The 15,711-nt window shown below is 48.9% G+C and carries 17 protein-coding genes; 11 read left to right on the forward strand and 6 right to left on the reverse strand.

Features of this window, described 5'->3' with window-relative positions; genetic code table 11:
* The first annotated feature begins 82 nt into the window (after positions 1–82).
* The gene (locus tag AC3WQ3_RS06010) at positions 83–589 is read left to right on the forward strand and encodes a GNAT family N-acetyltransferase (protein ID WP_286458640.1); all 507 of its coding nucleotides are present in this window, start codon (positions 83–85) and stop codon (positions 587–589) included.
* Between the two features lie 134 nt (positions 590–723).
* Here AC3WQ3_RS06010 and AC3WQ3_RS06015 read toward each other — a convergent pair whose 3' ends face one another.
* Positions 724–1,215, reverse strand: coding sequence for a DinB family protein (locus tag AC3WQ3_RS06015; protein WP_492471698.1), 492 nt, complete (start codon positions 1,213–1,215; stop codon positions 724–726).
* A 196-nt stretch (positions 1,216–1,411) separates the two neighbouring features.
* Here AC3WQ3_RS06015 and AC3WQ3_RS06020 point away from each other — a divergent pair, with 196 nt between their 5' ends.
* From AC3WQ3_RS06020 to AC3WQ3_RS06065, 10 genes are all read left to right on the forward strand, one after another.
* Positions 1,412–1,831 (forward strand): hypothetical protein, encoded by a 420-nt coding sequence (locus AC3WQ3_RS06020; protein ID WP_127539634.1) that lies wholly within the window; start codon positions 1,412–1,414, stop codon positions 1,829–1,831.
* Positions 1,828–3,117 carry an ammonium transporter gene (locus AC3WQ3_RS06025; protein ID WP_492471699.1) on the forward strand — a complete coding sequence of 430 codons (1,290 nt, stop codon included), beginning with the start codon at positions 1,828–1,830 and terminating at the stop codon, positions 3,115–3,117. The genes AC3WQ3_RS06020 and AC3WQ3_RS06025 overlap by 4 nt, the downstream gene beginning before the upstream one ends.
* Positions 3,118–3,267: 150 nt before the next feature.
* Complete coding sequence (locus AC3WQ3_RS06030) at positions 3,268–4,209, forward strand: YwqG family protein (RefSeq protein ID WP_492471700.1); 942 nt, start codon at positions 3,268–3,270, stop codon at positions 4,207–4,209.
* A gap of 197 nt (positions 4,210–4,406) precedes the next feature.
* Complete coding sequence (locus AC3WQ3_RS06035) at positions 4,407–4,865, forward strand: DinB family protein (protein WP_492471701.1); 459 nt, start codon at positions 4,407–4,409, stop codon at positions 4,863–4,865.
* Positions 4,866–4,999: 134 nt separating this feature from the next.
* Positions 5,000–5,941 (forward strand): aminoglycoside phosphotransferase family protein, encoded by a 942-nt coding sequence (locus AC3WQ3_RS06040; protein WP_492471702.1) that lies wholly within the window; start codon positions 5,000–5,002, stop codon positions 5,939–5,941.
* Positions 5,938–6,669, forward strand: a complete 732-nt coding sequence (locus tag AC3WQ3_RS06045) for a response regulator transcription factor (RefSeq protein WP_492471703.1) — start codon at positions 5,938–5,940, stop codon at positions 6,667–6,669. The genes AC3WQ3_RS06040 and AC3WQ3_RS06045 overlap by 4 nt, the downstream gene beginning before the upstream one ends.
* Before the next feature lie 66 nt (positions 6,670–6,735).
* Positions 6,736–7,878: a sensor histidine kinase gene (locus AC3WQ3_RS06050; RefSeq protein ID WP_492471704.1), complete on the forward strand. Its 1,143-nt coding sequence runs from the start codon at positions 6,736–6,738 to the stop codon at positions 7,876–7,878.
* A 116-nt stretch (positions 7,879–7,994) separates the two neighbouring features.
* Complete coding sequence (locus AC3WQ3_RS06055; RefSeq protein ID WP_492471705.1) at positions 7,995–8,717, forward strand: HAMP domain-containing protein; 723 nt, start codon at positions 7,995–7,997, stop codon at positions 8,715–8,717.
* A complete protein-coding gene (locus tag AC3WQ3_RS06060; RefSeq protein ID WP_492471706.1) occupies positions 8,714–10,576 on the forward strand; it encodes a transglycosylase domain-containing protein in 1,863 nt (620 codons plus the stop codon). Before AC3WQ3_RS06055 ends, AC3WQ3_RS06060 begins: the two co-directional genes overlap by 4 nt.
* 103 nt (positions 10,577–10,679) lie before the next feature.
* Positions 10,680–11,225: a DUF2569 domain-containing protein gene (locus AC3WQ3_RS06065; protein WP_492471707.1), complete on the forward strand. Its 546-nt coding sequence runs from the start codon at positions 10,680–10,682 to the stop codon at positions 11,223–11,225.
* 132 nt (positions 11,226–11,357) lie between these two features.
* On the opposite strand, the gene AC3WQ3_RS06070 is transcribed toward AC3WQ3_RS06065, so the two are convergent.
* From AC3WQ3_RS06070 to AC3WQ3_RS06090, 5 genes are all read right to left on the reverse strand, one after another.
* Positions 11,358–11,807, reverse strand: a complete 450-nt coding sequence (locus AC3WQ3_RS06070) for a threonine/serine exporter family protein (protein ID WP_402873608.1) — start codon at positions 11,805–11,807, stop codon at positions 11,358–11,360.
* Positions 11,808–11,825: 18 nt separating this feature from the next.
* Complete coding sequence (locus AC3WQ3_RS06075; RefSeq protein ID WP_483312574.1) at positions 11,826–12,521, reverse strand: threonine/serine exporter family protein; 696 nt, start codon at positions 12,519–12,521, stop codon at positions 11,826–11,828.
* A 344-nt stretch (positions 12,522–12,865) separates the two neighbouring features.
* Positions 12,866–13,171, reverse strand: a complete 306-nt coding sequence (locus AC3WQ3_RS06080; RefSeq protein WP_095289295.1) for a hypothetical protein — start codon at positions 13,169–13,171, stop codon at positions 12,866–12,868.
* Between the two features lie 64 nt (positions 13,172–13,235).
* Positions 13,236–14,279, reverse strand: a complete 1,044-nt coding sequence (locus AC3WQ3_RS06085; RefSeq protein ID WP_492471708.1) for a S66 family peptidase — start codon at positions 14,277–14,279, stop codon at positions 13,236–13,238.
* A 94-nt stretch (positions 14,280–14,373) separates the two neighbouring features.
* The gene (locus tag AC3WQ3_RS06090; protein WP_492471709.1) at positions 14,374–15,711 is read right to left on the reverse strand and encodes a DUF4179 domain-containing protein; all 1,338 of its coding nucleotides are present in this window, start codon (positions 15,709–15,711) and stop codon (positions 14,374–14,376) included.

Genomic DNA, 15,711 nt, shown 5'->3' on the forward strand with positions numbered 1-15,711 from the left:
TTTGGGGGATGACGTCTGCTTGCCTTCTCCGTTATAATATTCGTCATACTAGAGTTCGATCTGGAATGATGGAGGAGTAGACATGAAGCTGGAACGTGTGCAGATTGAATATGCGCGTCTTGAGGATTTGCCGAGAATTGTGGAGATTTATAATTCCACAATCGAGAGCCGGATGGTGACAGCAGACCTGGAGCCTGTTACGGTTGAGCAGCGCGTGCCTTGGTTTGAGGAGCATTCACCGGACCGTCGTCCACTCTGGGTGATGAGACTTGAAGGACAGGTTGTGGCCTGGGCCAGTCTGAGTTCATTTTACGGGCGGCCAGCCTACAACGGTACAGTGGAAGTGAGTGTGTACGTTGATGAGCAATGCCGGGGAATCGGGGCCGGTGGACGTTTGTTAAATACGATTTTTGCTGCTTGTCCTGCGCTGGGAATTACAACGATTCTGGGCTTTGTCTTTGGACATAATGAACCAAGTCTTGGTTTGCTGCGCAAGCATGGTTTTGAGCAATGGGGCTACTATCCGGAAGTGGCTGTACTGGACGGTGTGAACCGGGATCTGGCGATTTTGGGCAAAAAAATAATGTGAATGATCTGCTGTCAGGCCATGAGCCATGATCAGTATTTTAATTATTAATGACTACTTCGAACTAAAAAAACCTCCAATTCACGCTGACGTGCATTGGAGGTTTTTTACGTGTTTATTTTGGATGCGGAGAGCTCTTAGAATCCGAGCGCCTGCTTGATATCCTTGATCTGCCCGAGATGGCGTTCTTCATGATAGCTTGCAAAATCAACCCACTGGGCAAGGTCCATCTCTCCAAATACAGGATGAGGGAAAGACCTGCTCCGCAGCAGGGAGGAGTCATTGTTTTGGGCGAAATCAGTCAATGCCTGATGGGATTGTTCTAGATCCCGGCGAACGTCAGCTAGGGATTCCGGCTCTGCTGGAGGCTGCAGATGGGGCGGAGCATCAAGGGAACGGCTGCGGTCCAGTGAAAGTTCGTAAGGTTTTTTATCGACGGTCACATTTTGTTCCTTCTGCAGAGCAAGCTCAGCTTGCTTCACGATGATGCGCTCCATCAGGTTCAAGTGACGGAGTACCTGCATAACACTCCATTGCTCCGGTGCAGGTTTCCGGTTCAATTGTTCTTCGTCCAGCTCCGAGACGGTCTGCCAGATCTCATGCCGAATATCGTCATTGCGAGTTAACATGTGCATTCCTCTCCTTATACATGGGTTCATGCCGAATTAATGTTGTTATGTGTAATTATACAACCAAAAATAAAGCCGTCTGCGAAGAACGACTTCTCATCCAAATAATTGGACTCCAAAAAAAGATTGACGAGCAGACCACGGCAAACTATAATCGGTAACAAGTAACTTGATATGTAAGGAGTCCTGACATGATATGTTAGTGATCGACGAGGTGTACCACCATACAGCATTGCAAATATCATCGTCCGATTTATTGTACCTTATCGAGCAGCTGAAGGTCAAAAAAGAAAATGAGATTGGAACCCTCAAACATAAAATTGAACAATTTGAACAAAAGAAGCGTGCGGAGGAAGTCGCCTATCAATCCATGTCGCCCGTACGGAAGTGGTTCGCAGGCCGTCCTGCCTCCCATCATCAGGCCGTGGAATATATGGTGCAGGTGAAGGAGCGCTTTCGCAAGATGGAACAGATCCGCCGTCATATTCGTGAACTGGATCGGATTATGGAGCAAATCGAGCATCCTCACATCAAGGAGAAAGGGGAGATTGAGCTTCCGCCCGATATGATCCGCGAGATCAGACAGCTTAGTGAAACGGAGGATGTACAAGCATGACTTTGGAGACGTTAAGCTCCGGGATCGATACGGTCTGGGTGGTACTGAGTGCGGCCATGATTTTATTGATGGAGGGTGGGTTTGCCCTCCTGGAGGCTGGGTTTGTCCGTTATAAAAATAGTGTGAACATTATCATGAAGGTTTTTGCCGACATTACGATAGGCACATTACTGTTTTATGCTGTTGGATTCGGATTGATGTACGGCTCTGATGCTGGCGGTTTTGTTGGAGTTACGGGATTCTTCCTGAATGGCGATCTGTCTCATATCGACGTGCCTGTATCGCTTGAAACGTTCTGGCTGTTCCAGGCCGCGTTCACCATCGCTGTTATTTCCATCGTATCAGGTGCGGTAGCAGAACGGATCAACTTCCGGGCCTACCTCCTGTATATCATTTTGATGACGGCTATAATATACCCGGTTGGCGGTCACTGGGCATGGGGCGGCGGTTGGCTCAGCGAGCTGGGCATGCAGGATTTTGCAGGATCGGCTGTCATTCATGCCCTGGGAGGATTCTCGGCCTTGGCTGCAGCAATCATTATTGGACCGCGGAAAGGCAAATACACGCCTCATGGCGTGAGTGCCATTGCTCTTCCCAGTAATCTTCCGCTTGCTTCCGTAGGTGCATTTCTGTTGTGGTTTGGCTGGTTCGGCTTCAACGCCGGGAGCACGCTGAGCGCTACGGATGCAAGAATCGGCCATATTGCGATTGTCACCATGCTATCAGCTGCCTCGGGTGGAGCGGTTACGATGTTATACACGCTGTTCCGCTTCAAACGTTCAGATGCTCCGTCCGTCATTAATGGATCCCTTGCCGGTCTGGTGGGGATTACGGCAGGCTGTGCATTTGTTGGCGATGCAGCAGCGATCTTTATCGGTGCGGTATCCGGACTGCTCATGATGGCAGCAACCAATTGGCTTGAACGTCGCCGGATCGATGATCCGGTTGGTGCTTTCCCTGTTCATGCGGCATCCGGGATGTGGGGGACGATTGCTGTAGGGCTGTTCGCCACAGACGGCGGGTTATTCATGGGCGGTGGCTGGAAGCTGCTCGGTGTTCAGGCACTGGGACTCGCGGCGCTTGTCATTTGGGGCTTTGTCATGACATGGTTCGGTCTGAAGCTCATTAGCAAAATGGTACCTGTTCGCTCCACGGAAGAAGAGGAAGATCTGGGACTGGATATTAGCTACCATGGCGTGATGGCTGCGCATCAGGCTCATGAGTTTCTCGATGGAGAAGAGCACATTCGGGCTTTACAGCGTGATTCGTCCGAGCAGATTCGTTAACAAGGTTGTATATGTAAGGAGACCTGCGGATGGTTCTGCGGGTCTCTTTTTTTAACCACAAGCAGGGAAAGAACTCGTCCCGGAAGAATATACAGGTGTGAACGTGAATATGTCTCACCATAGATGTATTGGCTGAAGGAGAGGATCTGAATGATTAAACCCGAACAATGTGAACGTCTGACTAGAAAAGCTCGCAAAACGCTGGAGGAGTACGGATTGGGCACTGCCGCTGATCTATTGGTATCCTCAAGTCGCTGGGGAATCCGGCTGGATGTATCGACACTCGATGAATATCGCCGAACGGGCAATTCACGTGTGGGCGGCAATCCGGACCTCCCTGAGCATATCCAGTGGCCGCTGACACAGGATGGTGTGCCGATGACTTTTCTTGCCCAGCTGAATCTTGTGGACTTGCTTCCATATACCCCGAATGATGGGCGCGTGAGCTTGCCTGAACGGGGAATGCTCTACTTTTTTATTGGAGTCGATGAGCCCGCCTACAATATTGAACATCATGTGATCTATGAGCCGGATTCGCATAACTTGACTAGGCGTGAGCCTGAAGGCGTTACCGCGCTGGAGACCGAATTTGCTGCACATGCCGTTACGGTACTGCCTAATTTGGAGTTTCCTACATATGCTTATGTTGATGCCCAGGCGCTGAATGCACTATCCGCACAGCAGACGGGCGAGAATGAAGTGGCAGACCCGGAAGGGGGGCTGTATGAGCGGTATCTTGAATTCGAATCAGACTGGAATCATCCGAGTACCCAGAATTGGGGCGGAATGTTCGGTTACCCTGACGGCCAGCACCCGGATGCAGAGCATCAAGCCCTGTTACAGATCGTATTTGGTGAAGAATACGAGTATGATGAAGAGAAATGCGAGAACAAGCTGACTGCCCATTATGGCGGAGATCCGGAACGCACACGGCAGGAACTGGAGGATACGCTGCTCCTTCTTAAGATAGATACCCATGACGCGATTGGTTTCCAGTGGTGGGACTGCGGAGAACTGCAATTTTTCATTCGTAAATCGGATCTGTTTGCCGGAAGATTCGACCAAACGTATTGTTCGTTATATTCAAGCTAAGATCCGGATTAAATGTATAGAAGCAACAAAAACGTCCCTGTTTCCGTCCATATGATGGAAGAGGGATTTTTTTGTTCATTTTTTGTTCAGTGAATGTTGGTTTTGGTGCACAACCTGTTTATTTATATAGGGGATATGGTCTGGGTTGAAATGAGATCATATGTTCTGTATAATGGGATAAAAAGGAAGTGGTTCGGATGATAGAATCCGTATTCAAACATATTGATGTGGCAGTCACATCGTTGATTGACATCTGTGATCAGCTGTCCGAACAGGACTTGGCTTTAACTCCGATTGAGGGGAAGCGCTCGGTTGGTGAACTGCTGTCTCATCTGTCGTTGATCTGCCGTGCAGATGTGTACATATCCGAAGGTGCAACGGAAGAAGAGATGACGATGTTCTACGAGATGAATCATCCCCGTACGCTGAGCGAGATCAAGCAGTCCCTAGCAGAGAATCGGATGTATCTATATCAGCGGTACAGGCAGTTTAACACAGAGGAACTGTTGAAGGTAACGGACTCTTTTTGGGGGGCTTCATACAGCCGTTTGGAATGGCTGCTCGAAATGATGGGGCATATCTATCATCACAGAGGACAGTTGTACACGATGCTGACTCTGGAGGGGATCGAGCCTGGCGTAGTATTGTTTGCATAGTGAACTACATAGTACATTTTGGTATTTCCTGAATCGTGTCTATCTACTCCATACATAGAATCGTGCAATCGGGTGCAGGTAACGCACACTGGACCAACAAGCTGATCATACGCTTCAATAATTTAGGAGGAGGAATGGGACAGAAAATGATGTATGATGCGTTAAAAGAAAAGCTCCGAAATATTCTTAAGCTGCAACAGACGATGGAGCTTCTGCCAATAACGGAAGGTTATTCTTCTGATCTGAAGTTCAAGGTCAAAATCCCGGGTCGAGGGGATTTGTTGCTGCGCACATTTGCCTTGTCTCAAGAACCCTTGAAAAGAAATGAATATCAATGCATGGCGGGCATGCAGGAGTTGGGGGTTCGCTGCCCGTTACCGGTTAGCATGGGGAGACTTGATGAAGATAATGGCTATATGCTGCTTAGCTACATAGAGGGTGAAGACGCATCGAAGGTGCTCCCGAAGATGAACCAACAGAGCCAGTGGGCTATAGGTGTGCAAGCAGGTGCTGAGCTGCGGAAAATGCACCAATTCAAGGTAGAGGACCAAGCAGAATCATGGTACATACGCAAGAGCAAGAAGCATCAGCGTTATGTGGAGAAGTATAGACAGTGTTCTGTCAAAATGGAACATGATCAGCATGTTCTGGCATTTATCGAGGAGAATCTGGACTGGATGAAACATCGGCCCGATGGATTCCAGCATGATGATTTTCATCCGGGCAATCTTGTCATCAAGGATGATAAGCTTGCAGGAGTCATTGATTTCAACCGCTTTGACCAGGGTGATCCGGTTCATGAATTTCTGAAGCTGGGCCTGTTTGCATCCGAGACGAGCATTCCCTATTCCATTGGACAGATCCAGGGTTACTTTGGCGGTAACGAGCCTGACGAGCAGTTCTGGAGGTTGTATTCCTTATACACAGCAATGGCGCTTGTATCTTCTGTGGTGTGGATCCAGCAGGTGAAACCGGAAGAGACAAATGACATGATGGACAAGATTGAGCGTGTTCGGGTAGATCATGATGATTTTCGCAGATTCGTTCCCCGGTGGTATAATTTGAAGAATCAATGATTCATGGAATCGAAAGGAATAATGCCGTGGCACAGCCAGCTACCATTCTGCTTGTGGATGACGAGCAGGAAATTATTAAACTGATGGAGATTTATTTTGGCAATGAAGGTTACAGGGTTTTGACGGCAAGTGACGGAATCGAAGCACTGGAACAACTGAAGAAAGAACAGATCGATCTGATTATTCTGGATGTCATGATGCCGAATATGGACGGAATCGAAGCGTGCATGAAGATCAGAGAAGAGCAGAAGATGCCTATCATCATGCTGTCCGCCAAGAGCATGGATATCGACAAGATAACGGGACTAAGCATTGGTGCGGACGATTATGTGACCAAGCCGTTTAATCCCCTTGAACTTGTTGCCCGGGCCAAATCCCAGCTTCGCAGGTACTATACGTTCAATGAAGGACGGGAACACAAGGAGCATGAATGGGTCATCGATGATCTGGTCATCAATACGGATACACATGAGGTCTGGGTAGACGAGCAGCCTGTTCGGCTAACTCCGCGAGAATTTGCCGTGCTGGAACTGCTCGCACGTCATCAAGGCTCTGTATTAAGCATGGAGCAGATTTACAGACAGGTATGGAAAGAAGAATTTATGGAATCCAATAATACGGTGATGGTACATATCCGGAAGATTCGCGAGAAAATTGAAGTCGACAGCAAACATCCGAAGTTTATTCAAACTGTATGGGGCGTTGGCTACAAAATGATTAAGCCGTAACACAAATGCTCAATTATATCGCCACGTTGCATGGAAGTTGAAGCACATGAGCAGGGAGTCTTGTGAATGAATTCAAAATTGATTAATACGGTCCGGTGGAAGTTTATCTATGCCTTTCTGCTGAGCGGGATTTTGACGGCAGCTATTCTGTATGGCGGCAGCAAGGTTGTGCAATCGATTCTGGCAGCTCAGGTATATCCCGATTACTCCATTCCAGCCAGAGGAATCCGGTGGCTGATTAACCATGTTGGTTCTGTTCCGCTGATGATTATGATCGGCGTGTTAGCTTTTGTACTGTTCTTTTTCCTGTTCACGCGCAGGGTGATGCTGGTTCTGGATGAAATTACTGACGGCATCCAGGAGGTGGCCAAAGGGGAGCTGTCACACCGGATCGAGGTGAAGACATCGGACGAATTCGGCGTGGTTGCTGCCAGCATCAATCAGATGGCCGAGCAATTGCAGCAATCGCTGCAGGAAGAGCGAAGTGCGGTAGCTGCCAAAAATGACCTGATCACGGGTATCTCTCATGATCTTAGAACCCCGCTGACCTCCATTCTTGGTTTCCTGGAGTACATCGAGAAGGATCGGTACCAGGACGAGATTGAAATGCGTTATTATGTCAGCATTGCATATGAGAAATCCTTAACCTTAAGGAAATTGATTGATGATTTATTCGAGTATACACGTGTTAGCGGTGGAAGCCTTCCCTTGTCTCTGACACCGCTTAATCTGAATCCGTTTCTGATGCAGTTGGCTGAGGAGTTTGCTCCCATGCTGGAAGAGGCAGGCATGACGTACAAGATCACTGGCGGTCAGGAGCCGCTCTGGATTATGGCAGCTCCGGGAGAACTTGTCCGGGCCTACGAGAATTTGTTCAGCAATGCAATCCGGTATGGAGCACAAGGGAAAGTTGTTGAAATTGCATTATCCCTTGATGAGGGAGAAGCAGTGACCCGTATCAGTAATTATGGAGAATCTATCCCGGCTCAGGATCTGCCTCATTTATTCGAAAGGTTCTACCGGGTCGACAAATCCCGCTCGCGCGAAACGGGAGGCACGGGGCTTGGCCTCGCTATTGCCAAATCCATGATTGAGCTGCATAATGGCCATATCGCCGCATTCAGTGAGAATGGCAGAACGGATTTTGTGACCCGCTTCCCGCTGGCTCCTGCCTCTGTTCATCATGTTTCAGAGGAACAGGGAAGGTAACAAAAGCAGCTATTTTAAGAAAATGATAAGAAGTTAACCACTTCCTTATTAAGAAGTATTCGGTAAGCTTAACCTCAATCCACAAGGATCTACTTAAATGGAGGAGGAGACCGAATATGAGAGGTTCATTACGTACAGTCAGATTAAGATACATATACATCTGTGGAGCAAGTGCGCTGCTTAGCGCCATGCTCCTGTTTGTCGTTTATCGCATGTCACGTTTCGCTTATCATCACATCTTGTCTGAGGCGACAGGGTTCACTCGTATGGTCCACTGGGGAATCAACCATGTCGGAACAAGGCCCTTCTTGATATTCATCGGAGGAGCCTTATTTGCTCTGTTCTTTTGGATTCGATCCCAGAAAATTTCAGACGATATGAACCGGATTACCTTGGTAACACAGGAGATGGCTGCAGGGCAGATCCCTGCCCCGATTGAGGTGTTGAATGGAGGTGAGCTCCGGCAGATCGCAGCCAATCTGAATGACGTTGCGCTCCGCATGCACAAGGGGAAGTTGAGTGGACGTGAAGGTTTCGCTTCAATGACTGAATATACTCCAGGTCTCGATAATCATGCTGATGAAAGGATGAAAAGAGATGAAGTGCAGCGAGGTTCGGCGCAATCCGATTTGCCGATCAAACTGACGCTGTATGGTGTTCGTTCTGCACTGGAGGAAATCATGAAAGGACACTGCCGAGACGAAGCTGAGATAGAGCATTGGGTTAGGCTTGCCTATGAACAGACATTACTGTTACAGCATGCGCTTGAGTCCGTTTACCTGGATGCGCGTGAACATGCCTTCCCGGAAGAACAGGAAGGCAAGGAGCAGGGATATTGAGAAAGAAGATAAAGAAGGGAATTTATTATATTTTTGACGCAGCAGTAGTCGTTGTTGTTTTGTTACTAATGGGTTTTCTCTATATGGCTCTATACGGTGAGGCTATGGTGCGTAATCATCCGGAGGCCATAGCCCAAGCCTCTTCGACCGTTATTACTGACTCGACTGGAGCTGAAATTGCCAGATTCCGTACGCAGTCGAGCGGGTTTGCAGAATATACGGATCTCGAAGACATGCCCGAGCTGTTAATACAGGCATTTCTGGTTACGGAAGACCGCCGTTTTTATCAGCATGAAGGGATCGATTATATCGGTATAAGCCGGGCTGTTGTGCAGGATATCGCACATATGGATTGGAGTCAGGGAGGCAGCTCCATTACGCAGCAGTTGGCCAGAAATCTGTACTTGAACGGAGAGAAAACGCTGGTGCGGAAAGTGAACGAAATGTCGATAGCCATTTCGCTGGAGAAGAGATTTAACAAGGATGAACTGCTGGAAATGTATCTGAATCATATTTATATGGGGCGCCAGCAGTATGGAGTAAAAGCCGCCGCGCGGCGTTACTTCGGCCATGAAGACCTGCATCAGCTTGAGCTATGGCAGATCGCTACGCTGGCGGGTATTCCCAAGGGGCCTTCCATCTATAATCCGGTGGATGATGATGAGCGATCCAAGCACAGACGCTCCGTCATCCTAGCTCTCATGTACGAACATGGGCTGATTACCCGAGAACAAATGCAGGAAGCACGCCGCGTAGACTATACGCCGCCTGAAGCAGCATCTGTGTCAGGTGGTGCAGAACAACCTAAGCCGGATTATATATCTGCGGTGGATACAGTGATGGAGGAAGCTGCTCATCTTACTGGCAAACGAGAAGCGGATATTCAATCTGCAGGATGGACCATTCACACCGGACTCGACAGCCAGGCACAGCTAGCCATGGAGGAAGCATTCCGTGACCCCTCACATTTTAGTGATGATCGGAAAGATGAACAGGTACAGGCCAGTATGGTTATTGTTGATCAGCATAATGGTGAAGTGAAAGCGATGATGGGTGGACGAAATCCGGTGACAGGTGGCATGAACCGGGCAATCACCGACGCGAGGCAGCCTGGTTCGGCATTTAAGCCGATTATTGCGTACGGTCCAGCTCTGGAATCCGGTCATTTTAAACCGGAGAGCATGCTGCCTGACAAACGCACGTCGTATGGCAGTTATCGACCAAGCAATCTGGGAGGACAGTATAGAGGTTCTGTCACGATGTCATTTGCACTCCAGAAATCCATTAATGCACCAGCGGTATGGCTTCTGAATCAGACGGGGCTGAAGCAGGCACATGAGTTTGCAAGCCGACTGGGGATTGAACTGGATCAGGAAGATTACAACCTCTCCATTGCGCTGGGAGGTGTACATAAAGGCGTATCGCCGCTGAAAATGGCCCAGGCCTATTCCGTGTTTGCGAATGATGGCAGATTCAATACAGCACATCTAATTCGGGAGATTAGGGACACGAATGGACGAATCATTTACGCGTATCGACCCGAGAACAAGCAGGTGATCACGTCCACTACGGCTAATACAATGACCATGATGCTGCAAAATGTGGTTAGCCAGGGAACCGGCAGCCGGGCCCAGCTGAGCCGGTATAAGGTGGCGGGGAAGACGGGAACGACACAGGCAGCAGTACCTGGGATCGGCAGGGAGGGTAATCGGGATCTGTGGTTCGTCGGTTACACGAGCAAGTGGACTGCAGCTGTCTGGATGGGATTTGACCACACCGATGCAGAACATTACATGCGTTCGGGAAGTGGGGCAGCGGCAGATTTGTTTGCATCAGTAATGAACCGTGCAGGACGGTAAAGCTGAATGGATCCAACCTGTTGGATTTTATTTCCTGATTTACAACACAAAATATGGATCATGAGGTATAATGTACGTTTTAACAGTTTGGAGGGAGGATGAGATGGGAGATCAAGAACGTATCACCGAGGTTGACACAAGATCATTTTTTTCTGAACCGGGGACAAGGGTGGAGCTGCCTGGAATATCCGGATTGGGCGGCTGGCTTATTCTAATTCAGATTAGCTTAATTGCTTCGCTGCTGTTACTGGTTGTGGATCTGTCCCAGGTTTCTGTTATCATGAATCCGGCCGGTCGGGGAATGTTCAGTGAAGCGGATCTGGACCTGTACCATCGTGTCATGAACCCGTTATTATGGTACGGAGCCATAAGTAACGTCGTTCTTCTGATCATTGTTATTGTGAATTTGGTCCTGTTGTATATGAAAAAAAGGCAGTTTCCACGCATGATGATCATGCTGTACTTGGCTAACGTGCTGGCTGCCATTGGGACATGGATCATGATTGGTCAGACTGAGATTCCAGGAGCGCTGAACGCGTTCGATACAACTCCCGCACGGAATTTAACCATCAGATCGATACTGACATGCTGCATCTTCATCCCATATTTTCTGAAGTCGGTCCGGGTGAAAAACACATTCGTAAAGTAATCCATTCCTACCAAGCAATCACCCAAAAGCATTAAATTTTAAAAGGCCCGTTATGATCAGGTTAAATCCTGATGAAACGGGCCTTTTCTATGACCATCAGATGTATGAGTCGATATGTAATTCCTGAACCGATTAGGACTTGGCCCTTAGCGCGCCAGGCAGTCGGCGTATCATCTGGTTGAGAACTTCAGAGAGGACAAGTCCTACAGCGATGGCTCCGGATAACATTAGTGCTTTGGCAGCCATCTCGATGGCCGCACTGTAGTCATTCTGTACAAAACTGCGCATCGCGTTATACGCGAGACCACCAGGGACGAGTGGAATGATACCCGCAACGCTGAAGATAATGACCGGCGCCCGGAACAGACGGGAGAACATTTGGCTGATCACACCAACTGCGATGGTAGCTGCAAGTGTAGCAGGAACGGCATCTGCCGCATATTCCAGCACGACATAAATAATCCAGCCGATCATGCCGACGAAGCCGCCATGAAGCAGCATGCGGCGTGGAGCATTGAATATGATGCCAAACGCAGCCGAAGCGACAAAGCTGGTCAGGGCTTGTTCTATAAAATGAAGCATAACCTGCATACCTCCGTCTTACGTAAAAAGTGAAAATACAACCGCAATGCCTGTACCAATGGCAAACGCCGTCAGGAACGCCTCAGCTCCCTTGGATAACCCGGACACCAGATGTCCAGCCATCAAATCACGCACCGCATTGGTAATCAGGAGTCCGGGTACGAGCGGCATGACCGATCCAATAATGATTTTGTCGCGTTCATGTCCAGCTCCGATAGCAACAAGTAAGAAGGCGAGCAAGCCGATAACAAAAGAAGCGCTGAGCTCTGCGAAAAACTTGACCAGCACCAGCCGGTGAAAAACAATAACTGCGGCATAACCGATTCCTCCGCAGATCACGGCAGGCAGGAAGTCATCCCAGCCTCCGCCGAACATGATGGTAAAACAACCGCTCGATAGTGCCGCGGCAAACAGTTTGACCCGTGCAGAATAGGAAGAGGGTTTACCTTCAATCTGCAGCAGCAGATCATGGGCTTCCTGAACGGAGAGTTCCCCTTGGCCTATGCGGCGGGAGACGGCGTTCACTTCGGATACCTTATCCAGATCTGTGGTGCGCTCGGAGATCCGAATCAGCTTGGCTGGTTCGGTAGCATCCACCGAGAAAAAGATACCTGTCGGTACAACATAGCTATGTGAATGAGGGAGTCCCAGGGCGGCAGCCATCCGTTTCATCGTATCTTCCACACGGTAGGTTTCGCCCCCGCTTTGCAGCATGATTTTGCCTGCCAACAAGCAGATGGCAATCACGCGGGACTGTTCAGTCGTATTCTTTTCCGGAATCTCCTTCTCGGTCTGGACCGTGGGAAGGGGATCAAGAGAGTTGTATTCCAAGCGGGATCATGCTCCGTTTCTTATGAAATAAGGCCTGGGGCCGACACCATTGTATCATATTTCACACGTTAACACGGAAACATACCGCACGAGCGATAAAGTCATACACACATTTTTAATACATCCGCTCAATAGTCTGCAGCAGAACCAAAAAGGCTGCGTCCCTGATCCCCGGAGGTTACAGGAGCGAAGCCTTTTGAATATTGCGTTATTGCAAATTGTTCGGACTACATTAACAGGGTAATAACCAGCAGCTCATACAGCACGAGTGGCAGGATGGTTGGACCAAACAGTGCGCGCGGCTCCGGGTATCCATGCATTGGTGTAACCTGGAGATACAGAATTCCCCGATCAGCACTGATGATGACGCCTTCCCATACCTGACCATCGATATTTTGGACCTGTACTTTCTGGCCCACATACTGCCGGGCTGTATGATGAAGCATATTCCGCACACTTTGCACGGATTGGAGCATCGGTTGATTGGCCTGATAGACGACGCGTGCGGATGGTGTGGATGTGGATTCAGACATGGTGCACAACCCTTCCTCAAAATAAGTTCTTACTTCAAGGTATGCATCTGCCTACAAAAGGTGATCACACAAGTGACATCTGAAGTGTTCCGCGTCCAGCCCGGTAATCGACGGTGCCCAGTGCTCCATTCACAAAAGTCATTTGCGGCGGGATGTGGCCGAGATCCACATCGTATAGTACAGGGACATCCAGATCGCCCAGTGCCGAGGACAGGGCATCGATAAAGTTGAAATCTCCGGTATCCGAATAACCGGCAGGTCTGCCGAACAAAAAGCCCTTTACGCCCGTAAACCAGCCGGCCTGTCTCATCTGCCACAGATGGCGATAAATATCCCCTGCGTTCATCTCGCAGCTCTCCAAATACCAGATGGTGCCTTCATCTGCGCAATACTGGTCCAGATACGATGCAACCGGCGCGTAAGGAGTGCCGATTAGGCAGGTGATCGTATCCATACAGCCGCCCAAGAGTCGTCCCGAGAACGTAACAGAGGCATTTGCATCATCTGGTTGACCGAGAAGTTTCCAGCGAGAAGGGGTGTCCAGATTGAAACCGGGTGACTCCCGTATCCAGGCTGATTGATAATGAGTGGAGGAAGATTGCGTAATCTGTCCTCCCTGCTCCGTCTGTAATACATCAATCCAGCGGGCAGTCACCGGATCGAGCTTGTTCGATCTAAGGTCCACATAATTGGTGCCATGTGCTGTAGCCGTTCCCGTGAGCAGGGTATAGGCGAATAAAAAGGTGCTGATATCCGAGTAGCCCAGAACCCATTTTGGCGGTAGTGACCGCAGAGCTTCCCAATCCAGCAATGGCAGGATATCCATCAAAAACTCTCCGCCCCAAAGTGGAATGATGGCCTTGATCGCTGGATCATGGAAAAAGGTGTTCAGCTCTTCTGCACGGTTCTCTTTGGATGAGCTTACACATTTGACATTTTGCCGCAGCCAGAGACTCTCCTGAACGTGAAAACCAAGTCGCTCCATATTGCGTTTGCTCTCATTCAGATAATGATGCAGGGACTCATCCACACCACTTGAAGGTGCAGGCACGCCAATGGTGTCTCCTGAGGCAAGCGGCTGGGGATAACGGATGGAATGGGTATTCATAGTGTAAGCCTCCGTTTCTGTTCATCATTGTTTGTTTGATAGATGATTTCCATTATATAGAATATCCCTATTGATTCCAGCCGTTATTTTAGAATTAGTTATCCAAAGGAATTTCGAGATAGAATGGTGCTGTGATTTTCATTGGATAAGTGCTCAGCTTCATTTGTAGATGGCCTTTTATTTTTGCTCCGTTTTCTACAGTAGAGTGGACAGTTGTAATCCCAGAAGAATCTCCATCTTTAGTACGCCAACTGGAGGTTGGCACATTGTAACTCTTGCCAGCTTCGTCTTTAATCTCGGTAAAGCCCAAAGCAAATCCGCCCTCCATGTCTGGTACAGAGAACATTAGAATCCGGTCTTTTCCAGCAATCCGGCTTCCCATAAACTTCATAGTTGGAGGACCTCCTGTAATAGTCCCAGACTCCAAATCAAGGGAGAGATCCAGTTCATCCTTATCCAGACCAGAAAGACCAGATCCTTGCAAAGTAAGCTTTTTCGGTATGGAGAAATACATACTCTCAAAGTAAATGGAACGTTCGTCATCGCCACCCATTGTTGTGTCCGTTCTCCATGCACGCCCTTGTTCATCGACCAGTTGAAGATCGCTGAGTCCAAACACCTTCTTCGTATTCTTCGGATCGAATGTCACATCAAGCACGAGACGAGTCGGATATAGGGTAGCTTGTTTGACATCAATACGCTGCCCATCTACCGTTAATGTTTGATTCACCGGCAGAACTCTCTTCATGCCTTTGGTTAAATTTTTGTCTACAGGTAAAGTGACCTTCCATTCTCCAGGATTCGCTTTACCTCTGGTTTTGAACACCACACTCAGCTCGTCCGGTGGTGAGACCTCGTCGGGAAAGATAACATCAATCATATTCTCATCAACATTTTCATTAGAAGTCGTTCTCGGTGAACCATAGCTAAACCCAACAGGAAGATTGTCACCATTCTCATCAAGCAAGTCGATATCATACTCACCCTTCTCCAGATCTTTCATGCCTTTCATCGTATAAAAAATGACCATGCGTGACTCGTCAGTAATAATACCGTCAATGGTCACGGAAGCGCCGTCATGCTCGTCGGTAATCCCGACCTTCTGCAGCAGGGATTGATCAATCGCCATCTGCAGGCCTTTGTCCTGGCGAATCATGCTGACGATGCCCTCCATGCCAGGCCATTGCTCCACGAAGGAGGCAAAGGCAGGGGAGACTCGGATGCATCCGGTAAACAGCAGGATGATGGCCGCTGCCGAGATCGAGCTCATGTACCAGCGTACCCGCGATTTGTGCCTGCGTGCAGCCTGACGTATTCCGATCTGTACGGAGTGCTGCACCGCAGCATCCGGGACGGCGATCGTATCGTATTCCGTTTTACGTCCATGCAGACGTTGTTCCAAATCTTCAAACTGCTTCTGTTCATCGGTCAT

This window comes from Paenibacillus sp. FW104-T2, from assembly GCF_058789975.1.

Bases quoted from the DNA above. Each gene is read 5' to 3' on its own strand.
- AC3WQ3_RS06035 (WP_492471701.1), top strand. From the start codon at position 4,407: ATGATAGAATCCGTATTCAAACATATTGATGTGGCAGTCACATCGTTG.
- AC3WQ3_RS06045 (WP_492471703.1), top strand. From the start codon at position 5,938: ATGATTCATGGAATCGAAAGGAATAATGCCGTGGCACAGCCAGCTACC.
- AC3WQ3_RS06085 (WP_492471708.1), bottom strand. From the start codon at position 14,279: ATGAATACCCATTCCATCCGTTATCCCCAGCCGCTTGCCTCAGGAGAC.
- AC3WQ3_RS06080 (WP_095289295.1), bottom strand. From the start codon at position 13,171: ATGTCTGAATCCACATCCACACCATCCGCACGCGTCGTCTATCAGGCC.
- AC3WQ3_RS06015 (WP_492471698.1), bottom strand. From the start codon at position 1,215: ATGTTAACTCGCAATGACGATATTCGGCATGAGATCTGGCAGACCGTC.
- AC3WQ3_RS06040 (WP_492471702.1), top strand. From the start codon at position 5,000: ATGGGACAGAAAATGATGTATGATGCGTTAAAAGAAAAGCTCCGAAAT.
- AC3WQ3_RS06065 (WP_492471707.1), top strand. From the start codon at position 10,680: ATGGGAGATCAAGAACGTATCACCGAGGTTGACACAAGATCATTTTTT.
- AC3WQ3_RS06010 (WP_286458640.1), top strand. From the start codon at position 83: ATGAAGCTGGAACGTGTGCAGATTGAATATGCGCGTCTTGAGGATTTG.
- AC3WQ3_RS06020 (WP_127539634.1), top strand. From the start codon at position 1,412: ATGTTAGTGATCGACGAGGTGTACCACCATACAGCATTGCAAATATCA.
- AC3WQ3_RS06090 (WP_492471709.1), bottom strand. From the start codon at position 15,711: ATGACCGATGAACAGAAGCAGTTTGAAGATTTGGAACAACGTCTGCAT.
- AC3WQ3_RS06025 (WP_492471699.1), top strand. From the start codon at position 1,828: ATGACTTTGGAGACGTTAAGCTCCGGGATCGATACGGTCTGGGTGGTA.
- AC3WQ3_RS06055 (WP_492471705.1), top strand. From the start codon at position 7,995: ATGAGAGGTTCATTACGTACAGTCAGATTAAGATACATATACATCTGT.
- AC3WQ3_RS06050 (WP_492471704.1), top strand. From the start codon at position 6,736: ATGAATTCAAAATTGATTAATACGGTCCGGTGGAAGTTTATCTATGCC.
- AC3WQ3_RS06070 (WP_402873608.1), bottom strand. From the start codon at position 11,807: ATGCTTCATTTTATAGAACAAGCCCTGACCAGCTTTGTCGCTTCGGCT.
- AC3WQ3_RS06030 (WP_492471700.1), top strand. From the start codon at position 3,268: ATGATTAAACCCGAACAATGTGAACGTCTGACTAGAAAAGCTCGCAAA.
- AC3WQ3_RS06075 (WP_483312574.1), bottom strand. From the start codon at position 12,521: ATGCTGCAAAGCGGGGGCGAAACCTACCGTGTGGAAGATACGATGAAA.